Annotated in this window: 9 protein-coding genes and 1 pseudogene; 6 read left to right on the top strand and 4 right to left on the bottom strand. The window is 57.5% G+C overall.

The window, feature by feature from the left end; genetic code table 11:
• The first annotated feature begins 54 nt into the window (after nt 1-54).
• The 4 genes and pseudogenes from glmS (at nt 55) to GGD67_RS12610 (ending at nt 5,616) form a co-directional block, all read left to right on the top strand.
• A complete protein-coding gene (gene glmS / locus GGD67_RS12600) occupies nt 55-1,881 on the top strand; it encodes a glutamine--fructose-6-phosphate transaminase (isomerizing) (protein WP_179733807.1) in 1,827 nt (608 codons plus the stop codon).
• 1,259 nt (nt 1,882-3,140) lie between these two features.
• Nucleotides 3,141-4,116: pseudogene (locus GGD67_RS40065) on the top strand (glycoside hydrolase family 127 protein); the annotation flags it as partial.
• Complete coding sequence (locus GGD67_RS40070; protein WP_409411359.1) at nt 4,108-4,851, top strand: hypothetical protein; 744 nt, start codon at nt 4,108-4,110, stop codon at nt 4,849-4,851. The pseudogene GGD67_RS40065 and the gene GGD67_RS40070, both read left to right, overlap by 9 nt.
• Before the next feature lie 516 nt (nt 4,852-5,367).
• On the top strand, nt 5,368-5,616 hold the full coding sequence (locus GGD67_RS12610) for a hypothetical protein (RefSeq protein WP_179733120.1): 249 nt from the start codon (nt 5,368-5,370) through the stop codon (nt 5,614-5,616).
• An 845-nt stretch (nt 5,617-6,461) separates the two neighbouring features.
• Here the strand turns inward: GGD67_RS12610 and GGD67_RS12615 are convergent.
• The 4 genes from GGD67_RS12615 to dctA form a co-directional block, all read right to left on the bottom strand.
• Nucleotides 6,462-6,887, bottom strand: a complete 426-nt coding sequence (locus tag GGD67_RS12615) for a response regulator transcription factor (protein ID WP_179733122.1) — start codon at nt 6,885-6,887, stop codon at nt 6,462-6,464.
• Between the two features lie 46 nt (nt 6,888-6,933).
• Complete coding sequence (locus GGD67_RS12620) at nt 6,934-7,617, bottom strand: response regulator transcription factor (protein WP_179733124.1); 684 nt, start codon at nt 7,615-7,617, stop codon at nt 6,934-6,936.
• Nucleotides 7,614-10,289 carry a PAS domain S-box protein gene (locus GGD67_RS12625; protein ID WP_179733126.1) on the bottom strand — a complete coding sequence of 892 codons (2,676 nt, stop codon included), beginning with the start codon at nt 10,287-10,289 and terminating at the stop codon, nt 7,614-7,616. Before GGD67_RS12625 ends, GGD67_RS12620 begins: the two co-directional genes overlap by 4 nt.
• 1,094 nt (nt 10,290-11,383) lie before the next feature.
• A complete protein-coding gene (dctA, locus tag GGD67_RS12630) occupies nt 11,384-12,694 on the bottom strand; it encodes a C4-dicarboxylate transporter DctA (protein WP_179733128.1) in 1,311 nt (436 codons plus the stop codon).
• 1,164 nt (nt 12,695-13,858) lie between these two features.
• Between dctA and GGD67_RS12635 the strand changes: the two genes are divergently transcribed.
• Complete coding sequence (locus GGD67_RS12635; protein WP_179733130.1) at nt 13,859-14,548, top strand: molybdenum ABC transporter permease; 690 nt, start codon at nt 13,859-13,861, stop codon at nt 14,546-14,548.
• 78 nt (nt 14,549-14,626) lie between these two features.
• The gene (locus GGD67_RS12640; protein WP_179733132.1) at nt 14,627-15,898 is read left to right on the top strand and encodes a serine hydrolase; all 1,272 of its coding nucleotides are present in this window, start codon (nt 14,627-14,629) and stop codon (nt 15,896-15,898) included.
• Nucleotides 15,899-16,651 lie beyond the last annotated feature (753 nt).

The raw sequence follows: 16,651 nt of genomic DNA on the forward strand, positions 1-16,651 counted from the left end.
CGGGTTCCTGTAGGCGGACGCCGGACTCCTTAAACTTGGGCTGCATTGATCGATATGTGTGGAATTGTAGGCATTTTGGGGCGTGGTCCGGTCGTTGGGCAGTTGGTCGCGTCGCTCAAGAGATTGGAATATCGTGGCTACGACTCCGCAGGCCTCGCGACTCTCGAAGGTCTCCGTATCGAGCGCCGCCGCGCTGAAGGTAAGCTGAGAAACCTTGAGGAGCAGCTGCGCTGCTATCCGCCGTCGGGTCATACCGGCATCGGTCATACCCGCTGGGCGACTCATGGAAAGCCGACCGAGAGCAATGCTCACCCGCACGCGACGGAAAATGTCGCGGTCGTTCATAACGGGATCATTGAGAATTTCCGCGAGCTGCGAGCTGAACTGGAGCGGAATGGAGCCCATTTTAGCTCGGAGACAGACACGGAGGCGGTGGCGCATCTCGTCGAATCTTATCTCAAGAAGGGTTACTCGCCGCAGGATGCGGTACAAGCGTCGCTGCCGCGGCTGCGCGGTGCCTTCGCGCTGGCATTCCTTTTCAAGGCCCACGATGATCTTTTGATCGGTGCGCGTAAGGGGTCGCCCCTTGCGATCGGACATGGCAAGGGCGAAGTGTATCTAGGATCGGACGCGATCGCGCTCGCGCCGTTGACCGACACCATCACCTATCTTGAAGACGGCGACTGGGCCGTGCTTACGCGCACGACGTGCGTGATTTATAGCGCAGACGGATCTGTCGTCGAGCGGGAAACATCAAAGTCTGGCGTATCGTCACTCCTTGTAGACAAAGCGAATTATCGCCACTTCATGGCCAAGGAAATCCACGAACAGCCGACAGTGGCCGGCAAGACATTGGCGCATTATCTCGACATGGCGGCCAAGCGCGTCGTCCTGCCCCTCGCATTGCCGTTCGACTTTAAATCCATTCAGCGCGTCTCAATTACCGCGTGCGGCACTGCAAGCTATGCCGGGCACATCGCCAAATACTGGTTCGAGCGGCTGGCGCGCTTGCCTGTCGAGATCGATGTAGCCTCCGAGTTCCGCTACAGAGAGGCGCCTTTGCGCCGGGGCGATCTCGCGATCGTCATCTCGCAGTCGGGCGAAACCGCTGACACGCTGGCTGCGTTGCGATACGCCAAGGACCAGGGCATGCACACGATATCTGTAGTCAATGTCCCGACGTCGACGATTGCGCGGGAGAGCGAATCCGTTCTGCCGACGCTGGCGGGACCAGAAATCGGCGTCGCCTCGACCAAGGCATTCATCTGCCAGCTGATGGTATTGGCGGCGCTTGCCGTCGCAGCAGGCAAAGAGCGCGATAAACTATCTGAAATCGATGAATCGAAGCTTGTGCGTGAGCTTATCGAAGTGCCGCGGTTGATTGCTGCGGCGCTGTTGATTGAGCCGCAGATCGAGAAGCTCGCGCGTTATATCGCCGAGACAAGGGACGTGCTCTATCTCGGTCGTGGCACATCGGCCCCCCTGGCGCTTGAGGGCGCACTCAAGCTGAAGGAAATTGCCTATATCCACTCAGAAGGTTATGCGGCCGGCGAACTCAAGCACGGACCGATCGCATTGATAGATGAGGCTGTGCCTGTGGTGGTGATCGCCCCTTATGACGGGGTCTTCGAGAAGACCGTCTCGAATATGCAAGAAGTTGCGGCTCGGGGCGGCAAGATCATCCTGATCACCGATTCGAAGGGTGCTTTAGAAGCGACGATGGACACACTCATGACCATTGTGCTGCCGGAGATGGTCGCAAGCTTTACGCCGATGGTCTATGCCATTCCGGTTCAGCTCTTGGCTTACCATACCGCGCTCGTAAGGGGCGCGGACGTGGATCAGCCGCGTAATCTAGCAAAATCGGTGACTGTGGAATGAGGCGGCAGTTTGAAGCATCGAGGCCACTAATGGAGTGGGCGAGCTCAAGGAGAGCGATCCCAGTATCGATAGGTCAATCATAGACCGGTCCAGCTCGATGAGCAGAGTCCTGCTTGCGTCATCATCGTCAACCGACTAACGCCAATGGAGGCCATCGTTACCTTCCTGTCGTTCGAGAGGAACGGTCGATAACAAGTGGGAATTACTGACCATTGGGAGATCCAAGTCGGCTCTCGGTTACCCAGCCTGCCATCTGCTTTGCAGGGCCAAATCACCTGAAGCTCGGTACACAAAAGATACCCTCTAACTTATCCTCCCACCTTAGCGAAGCCGACGAGCAAGTCGGTGCACACACCAGCTTCGGGCCGCTCCGTCGCGGCTTATTCACTGGCAGCGCATACGCGCGACAACTTACGTTCATCTGCCCTATGTCGGGCACGTTGAGCATGCACTTCCACCGCGGGGACGATTCCTTAGGATGCAGTGCAGTTTGTCGCTTAGATCGCGCGTAGCAGCGGCTCACGCAATCCGGTTGGATCATACGCCGCCGCGGCGGCCCTCCCAGCTGCTACGTGTCATCAAATGGATTGTTAGAAACCGGACATTCCCGCGCAAGGTTTAGGGCCTAAAACCAAGTGCAGGGGCGCCGCACCGGAAGGACGCCGCACCCCCCTTGCAGCGACGCGGGATTTAGCACGACTGGCAAATCCTGTTGGTGGGCCGGCGATCGCATCGGGTTCCTACGGGGAGCCGCAGATTTGGTTGACCAGAAGAACCGCTCCTTATTCTGGGCACGGGATTTGCTGTCCCGCTCCTCGACCGACTGCTGTCAACGCATGTCTGGGAGGGCGGCGCCTTGGGGCAGCCTCTCCATTTCTATCGTTTTGAAGCCTCGCACCGAGAGTACGGGTGCAGCCGCAAATCTCTGGGCGACAAGCTCAACAACACAATCGTGGTGAGGTGGCTTACCTGGCCAGGTCTCCGTTCGCCACACTCAAGGAGGAACGCGATGAATGATCCCAGTGTGGCCGAAGTCGATCTTCAGAACCTACAGGTCTCGGATCCACTGATTGGGCAATGCCAGCAGCTGGTCAGGGAAGTGGCAATTCCCTACCAATGGGAGGTGCTAAACGATCGCGATCCCGAGGTGATACCGAGTCACGCGGTAGAGAACTTCCGCTGCCGGACGTGCGAGGGGCGAGTTCCATGGCACGGTTTTTCAGGACAGTGACGTCGCAAAATGGCTTGAGGCGGCTGCATGGTCGCTATGCCAGGCACCAAATCCAAAGCTGGAGAATGCCGTCGATGAGCTGATTGAATTGATCGCGGCCGCCCAATGCGGCGACGGTTATCTCAACACTTATTTCATACTGAACGCGCCTCAGGAGCGCTGGACCAACCTAACGGAGTGCCACGAGCTTTATTGCGCTGGCCACTTGATTGAAGCAGGTGTCGCATTCTTTCATGGGACTGGCAAACGGCGATTGCTGGAGGTCGTTTGCAGGCTTGCTGACCACCTCTGCACAGGTTTTCGGCCCAGAGCGCGATCAGTTGCGCGGCTATGATGGCCATCCGGAAATCGAACTTGCGTTGGCACGCCTCTACGAAGCGACAAAGGAGCAGCGATATCTCACGCTAGCCAATTATTTCGTGGAGCAACGCGGCAGGGAGCCACACTTCTACGACATTGAGTACGAGAAGCGCCAGCAATCCTGCGTCCTCAAATCCGACGGCACGCCTTGGATGATAAAAAGCAAAGCGTATAGCCAAGCGCACTTGCCGCTTTCGGAGCAGCGGACTGCAACTGGTCATGCGGTTCGTTTTGTATACCTCATGACGGCAGTAGCTCATCTCGCGCGTCTGCGCCAGAACGAGCAGCAGCGCCAAACTTGCCTGCGGCTATGGCAAAACATGGTCCAGCGCCAGATCTATATTACCGGAGCCATCGGCTCGCAAGGCGCCGGCGAAGCGTTCAGCAGCGATTACGATTTGCCAAATGATACGGCGTACGCGGAAAGTTGCGCGTCGATTGGCCTGATGATGTTCGCGCGCCGTATGCTGGAGATGGAACTGGACGGCCGCTATGCCGACGTTATGGAGCGCGCGCTCTACAATACCGTTCTCGGCAGTATCGCGTTCGACGGGCGTCACTATTTCTATGTTAACCCGCTCGAAGTGCATCCCAAAACGCTGAGGTATAATGGCATCTACAATCACGTCTCGCCGGTGCGACGACGCTGGTTTGGCTGCGCGTGCTGTCCACCGAACATCGCACGCCTTTTCACATCGATTGGTCATTACATCTACACGCCCAGCACCGACGCGCTCTATGTAAATCTCTACGTTGGTAATAGGGTGGCAATATCCGTGGACGGACATGCGCTGCGGTTGCTCATAAGCGGCAGCTATCCATGGAGAGACCAGGTGGAGATCGCCGTCGAATCTGCGCCGCCAATTGCCCACACGCTCGCCCTGCGCCTGCCGGAATGGTGCAGCGCGCCGCAGGCGAGCGTGAACGGCGAGCCTGTGAATTGGGAGCCGCGCAAGGGCTATTTGCACATTCGCCGAACGTGGCGGCAGGGAGATCGCGTCAAACTATCGCTGCCAATGCAAGTGCGTCGCGTATACGGCCATCCACAACTTCGCAATTTGGCCGGCAAGGTGGCCATCCAGCGCGGCCCCTTAATTTATTGTCTGGAGGAAGCCGACAACGGGACCGAGTTACACAACATTTGGCTTAATGCAGACAGTCGGTTTTCCCTTATCGAAGGAACTGGTCTCTTTAATGGCAACATCTTGCTGCACGCCGGCGGGGCGCGGTTGCAACACCCGCATTCTGAAGAAGCAGCGCTTTATCAATACGACAAAGTGCCTGGACAGCTAGAACCGCAGCGGCTGACATTCATTCCGTGGTTCAGCTGGGCTAACCGCGGCGAAGGCGAAATGCGGATTTGGATAAATGAGCGTTGACGCCGAACGCGCGGTCGCGCTTCCACGAGTTGACATTAGACTAAGTCTCTGGGGCAGGCGATGGCGTTGCTCAAAGTCTGGAAATCGGCCAGTCTATGGAAGGCGGTCCGGGAGCTCCGCTGGGGCGTTCAAAAGAAAACTTGGACATAAGGCGGCGCGGCGGAACTCCGAAAAGAGTACGGTCCGATTGGCGTCGGCAGGTCAATCAGCGATCAACCAAATTCCCTAATCAAGGAGCTTCTTCGGAGCTGTTCGCGGCCTCTCATCAAACCTGATGAATGCCGATGGCACGAGCGTGCCGCCGTGTCGTTTAGAAGGAAGCCCTATGACAAGCCAACGTGAGGGCGGCCGCGTCAGGTTTTGGTAAGCCAGCCTCCCTATCAGCACCGCTGGGCCTACCAAGCCTAAACTAGATGCGGAAATGTATGTGCGACGGGAGCACCAATCGCGATATATAATCGGATCAATGGCTCGTCCTACTTCCAATCCTCTCACTTTGCAGAAACTGATGAGCAAATGGACGCAGCCAACTTTGCGGATGCGTTCGCCAATATGCAGTTAGCCGAATCCGGCTCGAGTGGCAGTTCATCTTCGGCAACAAGACCGTATTCGCTCGTTTCAACCCCTCCCATCATAGAGTTCAAGGATCGTCACTCATTCCGAGAAGCCGCGAAGGCCTATCATGGCGACGAAATCGAGTACATCGCCGACAACCCCCATGAGTACTCCGACTTCGTCTCCGCTCCGGCTCCTCTCTGTTTATAGCGTTTGCGGCTGAGAGTTCCTCTGAGTTGGCTCAGAAGACTACCCCCAGAGTGCTCCTTGGCCTAGCGGTTGCTGAGTTGTGTGAGCGTTGGAAGTAGGAGCTCACTGCGCAAGGCAATTGCGGCAATGCTCGCCGCGGCGAGGACCTGCATGGGGTGCCGCCAGAGTGCGTCCGGCCGCCGAGGGGCCGGGCGTGTTGCGCCGAGCACGTTGGACGGCTTGGAGGCAGAAGTCTTCTACAGATCGCGGCCTACGAAGTAGTAACGGCGTGGGCGCCTGCCGTGTGTCGGTGGGCAAAGAAATGTACAGCGAAGCGGCGCTCGATAGACAAGACGGCCGGCATTCGTCAACCGATATAACGACGCCGTGAGCACGAGGATCGTGCAGAGCTCTTTCACCAGAAAAGCCTCAACACACACGCGAGGCGGTTGTCCTGGGCGAAGCTCCGTTATCATCGTCACTGCAGTCGGGCTGCGAACTGCCAATCTCTTGCTTTGTCGAGCGCTCTCGCGCCAGCTCCGCTCTGCAATGGAGTATATAACCTCGATCTAGACGAGTTAAGAAGTGCTTAGGGTCGTCGATTGCTTTGGGTCAGCATTATCTTTAACGTCGACCTACAGAATGAGTCGAGCTAGCCTGCCCTTCCGGCCCTCGCAGCGATAAGGTTGTTCTGCACCAATGTAGCCGCCCGGCGATAGTCGGTGAAGCATGGACAAGGCAACAATTGGCCTCTCGCTCGCGTTTTAAAGCAAGTAGCATGTTTGACCGCGAAGGGGTTGATCGGTGGCGAGATCGACCCGTGGACCGTTTGATCGGACATCATTTCAAGCCGCAGGTTGATTGCATCAGATGCCGCCTCGGCCGTCATACGCGTTCAGTGCGTTGTCGAGGCACTCGATTAACGCTTGTCCGGTAAAGGGTTTGGCGAGGAAGCCAATCGCTCCGGCGCCCAGCGCTGACGCGCGTACGCGGTCGTCGGGGAAAGCCGTAATGAAAATGAATGGTGCGTCGTAACCGCGTGTCCGCATCTCTGCCAATAGCTCCAGGCCGCTCATAGCCGACATCTGTACATCGGTAATCACACAGGATGTCTCGTCCAATTGCGGGGACCTCAGGAGTTCCTCGGCCGACGCAAATATTTGGGCGATGTAGCCACGCGATTTCAAAAGATTCTCTGTCGCCGCACGGACTGAGGCGTCGTCGTCAACGACGGAAATCAAAGACGTGGACAAGACGAGCACTCCTGAACGGGGAATAGCGGCTGCAAGCATCAGCCACCTTCGGCGAAAAGTGGGCTCGACTGATGAAATTGTAAAATCATACTTGGGTTTGTTCAGGACGATTGGCGCGAATTCCCAACGTCTCAGTCATTCTAATCAAGTCGGCCAGCGACCGTGCACGCATCTTCTTCATTACGTGTCCCCGGTAGATCTTGACCGTAATCTCGGCCAGCCCAAGCTCGGCGGCTACCTGCTTGTTCATCAGGCCGGCAGCGACCAGTTTCATCACCCCCTGCTCGCGTGGGCTTAAGGTCTCAAATCGAGACTGCAGGTTCGCGACGATCTGCTGAGCGTCCCGTCTTTTGCGATCGCGTTCGGTCGCCGCAACCACGGCATCAAGCAGTTCCTGATCGCGAAACGGTTTGCTGAGAAAATCGACCGCTCCTTCCTTCATGGCCCTGACGGTCATGGGAATGTCGCCATGGCCGGTAATGAAAATGATCGGAATATGTATGTTCAACCTTGCTAGCTCGGTCTGGTAGTCAAGGCCGCTCAAGCCTGGCAGCCGGACATCAAGAACTAGACAGCTAATAGCGTCCGGAATTGTGCTCTGCAGCATTTCGCGAGCCGATCCGAATGCAATGACATCCATCCCTACCGATAGAAAAAGGTTCGTAAGCGAGCGACGCATGGAGATGTCATCCTCGACGAGGAAGACGATCGCCTTTGTCGAGGCCTTGGCGTTGCTGCCTTCACGTGGCGAGTCAAATCGTCCTGTCACGAGACGGCCTCCTTATGCAGCGGCAGAGCAAACTGGAACGTCGCGCCCGGTCCATTTTTGTGGGCCATTGACAGTCGTCCTCCATGAGCTTCCACGATCGACCGGCAGATCGAAAGACCCATTCCAAGGCCAGTCGATTTGGTGGTGAAGAAGGGATCCAAGACGCGGTCGGCGTCGTTCTCGGCGATGCCGACGCCGCAATCGGTCACGGCAAGTTGGACGTGCCCCACATCGTCCTTCGATGATTGAATCAGCAGTTCGCGCGTCCGGTCTGTAACTGCGTCCATGGCTTCGATTCCGTTCATCACGAGATTGATGATCACTTGTTGCAGCTGAATCCGATCGCCGAGGATCGTAGGCAGCCCTGCCGTCAACTCGGTTCGTAACATCACTCGGTGGCTCACCAGCTCTCGTGTTACCAGTGCAATGACGTCCTTGACGACCTCATTGATATCGAGCGGCACCATCTCAATCTCGCCTTTCTTCGCGAGCGCGCGAACACGACGGATCACCTCGCTTGCCCGGATTGCGTCTTCGATAATCCACTCCACCGAAGAGCGCGCGGCGGGAAGATTAGGAGCTTCTCGCCCCATCCATCCCAGGCACGCATCGGCGTTGCTGATAATAGCGGCGAGGGGCTGGTTTATTTCGTGGGCGATGGAAGTTGTCAGCTCTCCTAACGTCGTTACACGCGTCACGTGCGCAAGCTCCGCCTGTGCCTTTCGTAGTTCTTGTTCGGCTTGATCGGCGCGAATGGTAGCGGTGATGTCAGTGCTGACGCCACGGTAGCCGAGAAAATTGCCCTTTCCATCGAAAAAAGGCTTGCCACTCGTGCGGACGTAGATCGGAGAACCTGTCCGATTCACGGTGCGGTAGACGAGATCCCGAAATGGAAGATGGGCCTCCAACGTCGCCCGATGCCGCGCCCACTTCTCGGGTTCGTCTTCGACGTCGCACGCAATCTCCCAGCGAGGCAGGCCCATCAATCCTGTCGCCAAAATTCCCGCAGCGCTGGTGTGCTCGGATAAGTGAGTGACCTGATGATCCGGCCCGGTCTCCCAGAGCCAGTCGGAAGCTGTTTCGGCGTAGTCGCGAAAGCGCTGTTCGCTTTCGCGCAGCGCGGCAAGTGTGTTTTCCAGGCGTTCCCTAGCTGCGTGTTGCTCGGTCACATCCATATGTGTTCCGATCAGCTCGCTGACATTACCATCGCTGCCGACCACCACGTGCGCAACGGAGTGTATGCGTCTTATCCCGCCATCTGGTAGAAGGATACGAAAATCATATTCGAACCGCCCCTCCTTGTGTTCAATCGCCTGACGCTGCACCTCCTGTAGCCCCGGCAAGTCGTCCGGATGGATGCGCGATCGAATGGTCTCGATCGATACCGGCTCTTGGGGGCTAAAGCCAAACAGACGATCGACCTCGGCGGAGCGATACACGAAATCTAGACCGTAGACGTCCCAGGACCAGCTGCCCGTGTGACTGAGATGCTGGGCTTCGGCCAGATAGGCCTCGCTGCGGCGCAGTTGCTGTTCTGCTCGCCTCGCCGCCGTAATATCCGTAGCTGCCCCAACAAACTCGATGTCACCAGAGGCTGTCCTCGTCGCTCGTGCCTGCGCATGAATGTGCTTTACCGAGCCGTCCGGTAGCAGAAGCCGGTATTCGTGCTCGAAATCGCTCGGGTCTCGCATCGCGCGATCGATAATTTCTCTAACCGAAGCCCTATCATCTGGATGCGTGCGCTGAACGACGAGCTGCGGCCCCGGTGGCACTGTCTGAGGGTCTAATTGGAAGATTCGAAATGTTTCCTTTGACCAGAAGGCCTCGCCCGTAGTGACGTTCCAGCTGAAGCTGCCTGTGTGACTCAACTCCTGCGCCTGGGCTAGATGTGCTTCGCTCCGCTGCAGGGCAAGTTCGGTCCGCCTCCGCTCCGTGATATCTTCGCAGGCGATAAGGACAATGGGCTGCTCATCGGCCCGGAGCATGGCTTTGGCGTTTTCACGTACCCACAACACCGAGCCGTCCTTCTTGACTTTTTGGACGTCCCACGTGCGCGTTTGTCCGACATCTTCAAGGCATGTCCGAACGCATTCGCAAACGAACGCGCGATCCTCCTCAAGAAATACGTCCAGCACGGATTGACCGATCAGTTCAGCACGAGCATAGCCAAGTTGTGTCGCGCCCAATGTATTCACGTTGAGCACAGTGCCGGCTTCATCGACCATGAAGTACATGGCCGGATTGTGCTCGAAGATGGCGCCCCACCGTTTTTCGCGATCCTCCAAATCGGCCGCGCTCCGCTGAAGCTTGGCCGCAACCACACGCGCAGCCTCTCTTTCCTGGCGGAGCTTTGCGATCAGGTGCGCTCCGACAATCGAGGCAATAAAGAATGCAACAACCACCGGCAGGTCTTGGGGGTCATCGATTCGCAGGCTGAATGCCGGCGGCGCAAAGTAGTAAGCGAGAGCAGCGATGGCTACGATGCAAAGCGCGGACGACGCGATGAAGCTGCCTATCAGGGAAAACAGCAATACCATTAACAAATATGCGAACGCCGTCGCGGCGAAATGCGCGCGAAGGTACAAGCAAGCCAGTGTTACCACGGCCAGCATTATGCTGCCGAAGGTAAACTGAAGGGCTGAACGTTCTAAACTGCTGATCTGGCTACGCATTTTGATACCGTCCGGCCTGTTCTCCGGCGGGAGAGCTATAACATTTTAGGCGAAAATAGGGCAATACTCGGCACCAGCACCCGCTGGCGAGCGCTTCCGAGATCGATTGCTTGATGCCGAACTGAGCACGCGCCGAGAAAAATTGCATCACAGACGTACGTATAGTTGTCCTAAACCTTTCAATATGGCGCGCTGACACGCCTGCAATCGATGCTTAGATGTCTGCTTTCCTCCGCTGCCGATATCCCCGGGCAGGCGCTCGAGGCTGCAGCCGAGGACAACTCGCTTACGCCAGCCGCACGAGGACAGCGGCTGAAGTTCAGTCAAGACGTTGGCCGGAACAATCAGGCGCGCCTCGCCGAACCGGAAAGAACAAAGACAAGCTACCGGACCACTCATCTCGCCGGTACGACCGGTCATGCGGAAGAAACCGCAATGGTCATGTGCCGAGATACGAAGGCGAAGTTACGCGACTGCTTTGTTTGCCCTAGGCCATCACGCCTAGGTGCGGAGGACTTGTCTCCGTGTGGTTGGCCGGAATCGAGCGCGCGCAGCGACGCCGAGCCGACACTAGCCGTGTGCGAGCCGCCACGGCTCTGTCGAGGTGCCATCTAATCCGTGCTGATCACACCCATCATGATCTAATGCGGCAGCGCGGACCGTAACAAGGGATGATGAGTTGCGTCAGCAAGATCGCTACCACGTCGTTGGTCCGACGAGGCAAGCGCAGTGACCGCGCACATGGGCAATTGTAGGCGGAGCAACATCAAGGTCCGTCAAGCCGGACACGTTGTGTCGCAGTCCTGTTATCTGGCACGGCAAAATGTCGCAAAAGTGTTCAGATGGCCGGGAGCTTGACGGCGAAAGACGCGCTTGAAAATGACTGTTAGAAAAGTCCCTACTCTTTTGCTCGGCTGGCATCTTTTCAGGGCGGCTGCCGGGGGGGCGACGCGGTGTAAGGGCTGCGCTGAGATGGTGCGCGAAAGGGTCCGGCTCGTGTCAAGTCGGCAGTGTCGATTCGAACTACGAGAAATGTGGCTGCGCTTGCATTCGACGCGTCTTCGAATGGCGGCGGTTAAGATCCGGAACCTATCTCATCGTGGGTCGATAGTGGTGGAAACGTTGGGCTGGTTGAGCCGAGCCTGCAGCGTTGCGTGCTCGAGCTCGCCCTCCCACCAGGATACGAACACGGCGGCGATGCCATTGCCGGTGATGTTAGTAAGGGCACGCACCTCGCTCATGAACTTGTCGATCGAAAATACGATTGCCATGCCCGGCACCAGCGCTGGGTTGACCACCGACAACGTCGCAGCGAGCGTGATGAAGCCCGCGCCGGTGACCCCGCTTGCTCCCTTCGACGTTAGCATTGCCACGAGCAGGATCGTGAGCTGCTGGCCAAAGGTGAGATCGACCCCAAGTGCCTGGGCAATGAACAATGTCGCAAGTGTCATATAGATATTGGTGCCGTCGAGGTTGAAGGAGTAGCCAGTTGGCACCACCAGGCCGACCACAGGCTTGGAGCAGCCCAGCCGTTCGAGCTTCTCCATTAATTGCGGCAGCGCGCTTTCAGAGGACGATGTGCCGAGCACGATCAGAATCTCGTCCTTGATATAGACAATGAACTTGAAGATTGAAAAGCCCACGAGGCGCGCGATCAAACCGAGCACCACCACGACAAATAACGCCGCCGTCGCGTAAAACAGCGCGATCAGACCGATCAAATTGCCGAGTGCTGCCGGCCCGAACTTGCCGATAGTGAAGGCCATCGCGCCGAAGGCGCCGATCGGGGCCGCTTTCATAATGATAGCGATCACGCCGAACACCGCGTGCGCGACGTCGTCAATCATGCCTCGCAGCCGCTCCCCACGGCTTCCCAACGCCATCAGCGAAAAGCCGAATAGGATCGCGAACAGGAGAACCTGCAGAACATCGCCGCGGGCGAAGGCGCCGACCACGGTATCGGGAATGATGTTGAGAAAGAAATCGACGGTCTTCGAGCCTTCCGCCTGCTTGACGTAATTGGCGACCGCCGCAGCATCCGGCTTGACCGCAAGACCATGACCGATTTGGACCAGATTGCCCATAAGAAGGCCCAACACCAAGGCAAAGCTGGAGACGATCTCGAAATAGACCAGCGCCTTGACGCCGACTCGCCCGACTTTCTTCGCATCCTGAATATGTGCAATACCAGATGTGACGGTGCAGAAAATAATCGGCGCGATCACCATCTTGATGAGCTTGATAAACCCGTCACCGAGCGCCTTGACCCAGTCATTGGTCGCGACAGACGGCCATAGGCAACCGACCACGGCGCCAAGCAAGATCGCGATCAGCACCTGCACGTAGAGAATCTTATACCAAGCTTGCGACGCGCGTGCGGGCGCCGCTGTTGCCATGGTGGTCATGACGCTTCCTTCCCGAATATACTCGAATGTGAGCCGCCGCGTCGTTGAGAGACGACGGCGTCATACGAGACTCATCATTTTAGCCGTGTCCGATTGAAGGACGGTTCCGAGAGCGGGCGCGTCGTTCCAAAGGCAGGCGTTTAGTTGCGTTATCCCTTCTCGTTAAGCAAGATATGCACCAGATGCCCAAAGTGCGCCCGATTGGGCAGTCTCGGACAAACCGTCTGTCTCCTGGCGGCATCGGCTTGAGTGCTCGGCCCGCGTTCGCAAGCTCGAACAAAAAGTTGCAACGAGACGCGTATCTTGATCGGCTGGGCGCATTAGCGGAGTCCCGTCTCGGGATGGAAGCCCGAGCGTGATCGATATGCGCCGACTGCTGAGATGGATGCAAGAGTAGATGACATTGGTAAAATTGATAGTTTGGATAGCACTCATCCACGCGATGGAAGCCTGTTTAGGAGCTCGATTGCGCGCCAATAATCTTGAATCGATGCACTGCGTTGTCGCGAGCGGCAAGGCTCGTTCGTGCACGGGGCATTTATCTCCAAGCCTGTGCTAGCGATGCGCATTAGGCAGGATACCTTCGCTCTCGGCCCCTCGCGCCTTTTGCCGCGTCGCAGAAGCAGCGTTAAGATGATTACTCAGCTAGATCGTTCGCGAGCTGCCAAAGGGCAGGCTTCCTGCGATCCGTTCCATTACCGGCGCGGCGAGTGCGGCGCTTGAGCTACCGACAGAACCAAATAGGCATCTCTGGCGGCATCAAATTCTGCCGTTTCGTTGCGCGGCTATCGCTGTCTGCTCGGCAACAAAGCTGCCAGAAATCCGACATAGCGTTAGGTCCACGCCACAGCGACGTCGACGTCTATGCGAATTGCTCCCACCTTGCGCATAGAGCGCTCCACAGTTCGCCCGCGGCACAGGAATTGCTGATTTCGAACGAGGAGGTGCCGCCGTCAGATGGATGGAAGCGGCCCTGTCACAGGAGTTGCCGATGAAACTTGCGATGCTGCTCTTGCTCGTAGAAACGACGCGCGTGAATGTGGCGGCCGCCACGAAGTGCTGCGCGACTAGAGGGCGATCCGCGCCACATACCTGCGCGAGCCGGACGTGCAGGCGGTTACTGGGCCCATAAGACGATCCGCTTTCACTTTTGGGCTGACGCACATGGATGTCTTTTCGGCAGAGATTGCGCAATCCGTTGCGCTCACGATTGAGCTCGCCAGCGTAACGACCGTGATCCTCCTCGTGATTGGTGTGCCACTCGCTTGGTGGCAAGCGCGCTCAAAGACTCTTTTGAGCGAGGCGGTGGCGACGCTGATCGCCCTGCCGCTAGTGCTACCGCCGACGGCTCTCGGTTTTTGCGTACTCGTGTTGCTCGGCCCCAACGGACCGGGTGGCGTTCTCGCCTCTTTGTGGGGCGAGCGCACGCTCGCTTTTACCTTCGCAGGAATCGTGATCGGATCGGTCCTCTCGGCACTGCCGTTGGTGGTGCAGCCGATCCGTAACGCCTTTGTCGGGATAGGGGATCGCTCGTTGGAAACTACGGGGCGCGTTTCGTCGCTGTATGCCTTCATTACCATCAGAGGGCCACTGGCGCGATTGGAGTTTGTTAAGGCCGCCATCGTTGGCTTTTGTCATACGATCGGCACATTCGGCGTCGTGATGATGATCGGCGGTAACATTCCTGGGCGCACCAAGGTGTTGTCAGCCTACGTCGTAGACTACGTCCAAGCATCGCGCTGGCGCGAGGCGAGTGTGCTTGCCGGCGGTATGGTGATGTTCGCCTTTGCGGCCATCTTCACCTTATCCCTCATCGACAGACACCGTGCCAGGAGAGGCACCGAACCGTCTTAGGCTTGCCGGCCGGACATATCCGATCTCGACCGAGCAGCAGTATTGCAAGCCGGATCCATCAATCCTTGCGAGGCTACAATGAACAAGCTTGTTATGACCGCGGCGGCTGCTGTAATTGGCTTCAATTCAGTGCACTCAGTGCACTCCGCGCCTCTGCCCGAAGCGACGGCCGATGACGTCGGCGTTTCTCAGCGTCGCCTCGCTAGGCTAGACGAGTTCTTCGCTCGCGAAATCGCAAGTCAACGCGTGCCGGGTGCAGTGATTGCAATCGCCAGAGACGGCAAGCTGATTCACTACAAGGCGTACGGGCAACTCGATCCTGCAAAAGGAAAGTCGATGCGGCTCGACGCGATGTTCGCGCTTGCGTCTATGACCAAGCCGATGGTGGCCGTTGCCGGGCTTATCCTCATGGAGCAGGGTCGGCTGCCTCTACAGGCCAGGCTCACGGATTACTACCCGGAATTCGCAAACATGAAGGTGGGAGTGCCACAGCATGACGGTTCATTAGAATTTCAAGCGCAGAGTTCTCCGATCTACATCCATGATCTATATCGCCACACATCCGGGCTCACCTATGGTGTGCCCCTCGACAGCTCAGACCAAGTTTCGCGTCTCTATCCCCATTTCGCCGCTCCGCCACTGAGGGGCGATAAGCAGGAGTTCATCGAAGCCATCACCAAGCTGCCGCTAGCGCACCAACCGGGGACGGAATTCGAATACGGCTTCTCGACCGATGTGCTGGGAGCTGTCCTGGAACAGGTCAGCCAACAGCGATTGGGCGACTATCTTGCCAGCAATCTGTGGAAGCCCATCGAAATGCAGGATGCCACTTTCCATTTGTCGGAATCGCAACGCGAGCGCCTCGCGCATCCATTTCCAGGCGACCCGCTGACGGGAAAGCCACAGGATATCGAGCTCCTCGAAAGTCCGACGAAGTTTGACTGTGGGGGAGCCTGCGCATTTGCGACAGTCGGTGACTACGTGCGCTTCGGACAAATGCTGCTCAACGGTGGGGAGCTCGATGGGCAGCGCATTCTCGGTCCTAAGACGGTGCGCCACATGATTTCCGACCACCTCGGGGCAGAGATCAAAAATAAGGTCGCCAACGTGGAGGCGCACCGTGCCGGCTTCGGCTTCGGGCTCGGAGTAGCTGTACGCATAAACGAGGGTCTCTCGGCGGTTCCGGGCAATCCAGGTGAGTTTAGCTGGACTGGCGCCTACGGCACACAATTTTTCTGCGACCCTAAGGAGCGTCTCGTCGTGGTGGTCGGAACGGCAGCGCCCGGAGAAATCCGGAAGTATTACCGCGAACAAGTCCAATATATCGTCTATGCTGCAATAATTCGATAGTCCGCTTTCCGCCGAAAGGCTCGGCCAACCGTTTTGGGTAGTCGACAGACAGTGCTGCTACTACGGATCGATGTCGACTGAAAGTCGGGGCCGCTACCTGCTAGCCGCGTTGGCGCGGATCGCGCTAGTGCTTCAACAACGAGATCGCCTCCGCTATGGCGAAGAAACTCTTGGAAGCGGATTTGGTGTCGCGATGCGCCAAGACGATCGCACATGGCTATCGGTCGGCTTGCGCGATGAACCCTCCTGTGATGGCTGTGAACGTCCAGGCTCTCGCCCACGATCTTGCAGCGATGCCGTAGAGAGAGGCGCTTTGAATCAAAGGTAGATCGGATTGACCAGACCTAAAAAGCGAAGGCAGTGTGCGCATCCCGGCTCACATTGCGGCTTCTCTTCGTCGCTCGACAGCCGCTTTCGTGCGGGCTGCTTGCGCAGTTGCGACTATGACCGGCTTTAACGCCCCATTGGACAGCAATCGGCAATTCTGATTAAGACTGGAGGGCAGTCCGGTGCCCGTCAACTGCACCAATTCTATTCAACAACCGGCATGACACGTGAGTGTCGCGGTCGTGCAAGAGCGAGCATGACGTAGCCGCCATGCAGTGGTGAACCATCGTGCTGCTCTGTCGAAGTGCTCACATGAACGTCCAAAACCGGACACCATTAGCATGACAGATCAATGGCGCAGCTTGTGGCTCGTTGGCTCGTTTCGCCAGTCCGCAACTCCCGAAGCGCTTGCTTGGTATCTGTTAA

The organism is Bradyrhizobium sp. IAR9 (assembly GCF_013408065.1).
Lineage (GTDB): Bacteria > Pseudomonadota > Alphaproteobacteria > Rhizobiales > Xanthobacteraceae > Bradyrhizobium.

Excerpts from the sequence above, each read along its gene's own strand:
- glmS (WP_179733807.1), top strand. The coding sequence starts at position 55 with ATGTGTGGAATTGTAGGCATTTTGGGGCGTGGTCCGGTCGTTGGGCAG.
- GGD67_RS12610 (WP_179733120.1), top strand. The coding sequence starts at position 5,368 with ATGGACGCAGCCAACTTTGCGGATGCGTTCGCCAATATGCAGTTAGCC.
- GGD67_RS12615 (WP_179733122.1), bottom strand. The coding sequence starts at position 6,887 with ATGCTTGCAGCCGCTATTCCCCGTTCAGGAGTGCTCGTCTTGTCCACG.
- GGD67_RS12625 (WP_179733126.1), bottom strand. The coding sequence starts at position 10,289 with ATGCGTAGCCAGATCAGCAGTTTAGAACGTTCAGCCCTTCAGTTTACC.
- dctA (WP_179733128.1), bottom strand. The coding sequence starts at position 12,694 with ATGACCACCATGGCAACAGCGGCGCCCGCACGCGCGTCGCAAGCTTGG.
- GGD67_RS12635 (WP_179733130.1), top strand. The coding sequence starts at position 13,859 with ATGGATGTCTTTTCGGCAGAGATTGCGCAATCCGTTGCGCTCACGATT.
- GGD67_RS12640 (WP_179733132.1), top strand. The coding sequence starts at position 14,627 with ATGAACAAGCTTGTTATGACCGCGGCGGCTGCTGTAATTGGCTTCAAT.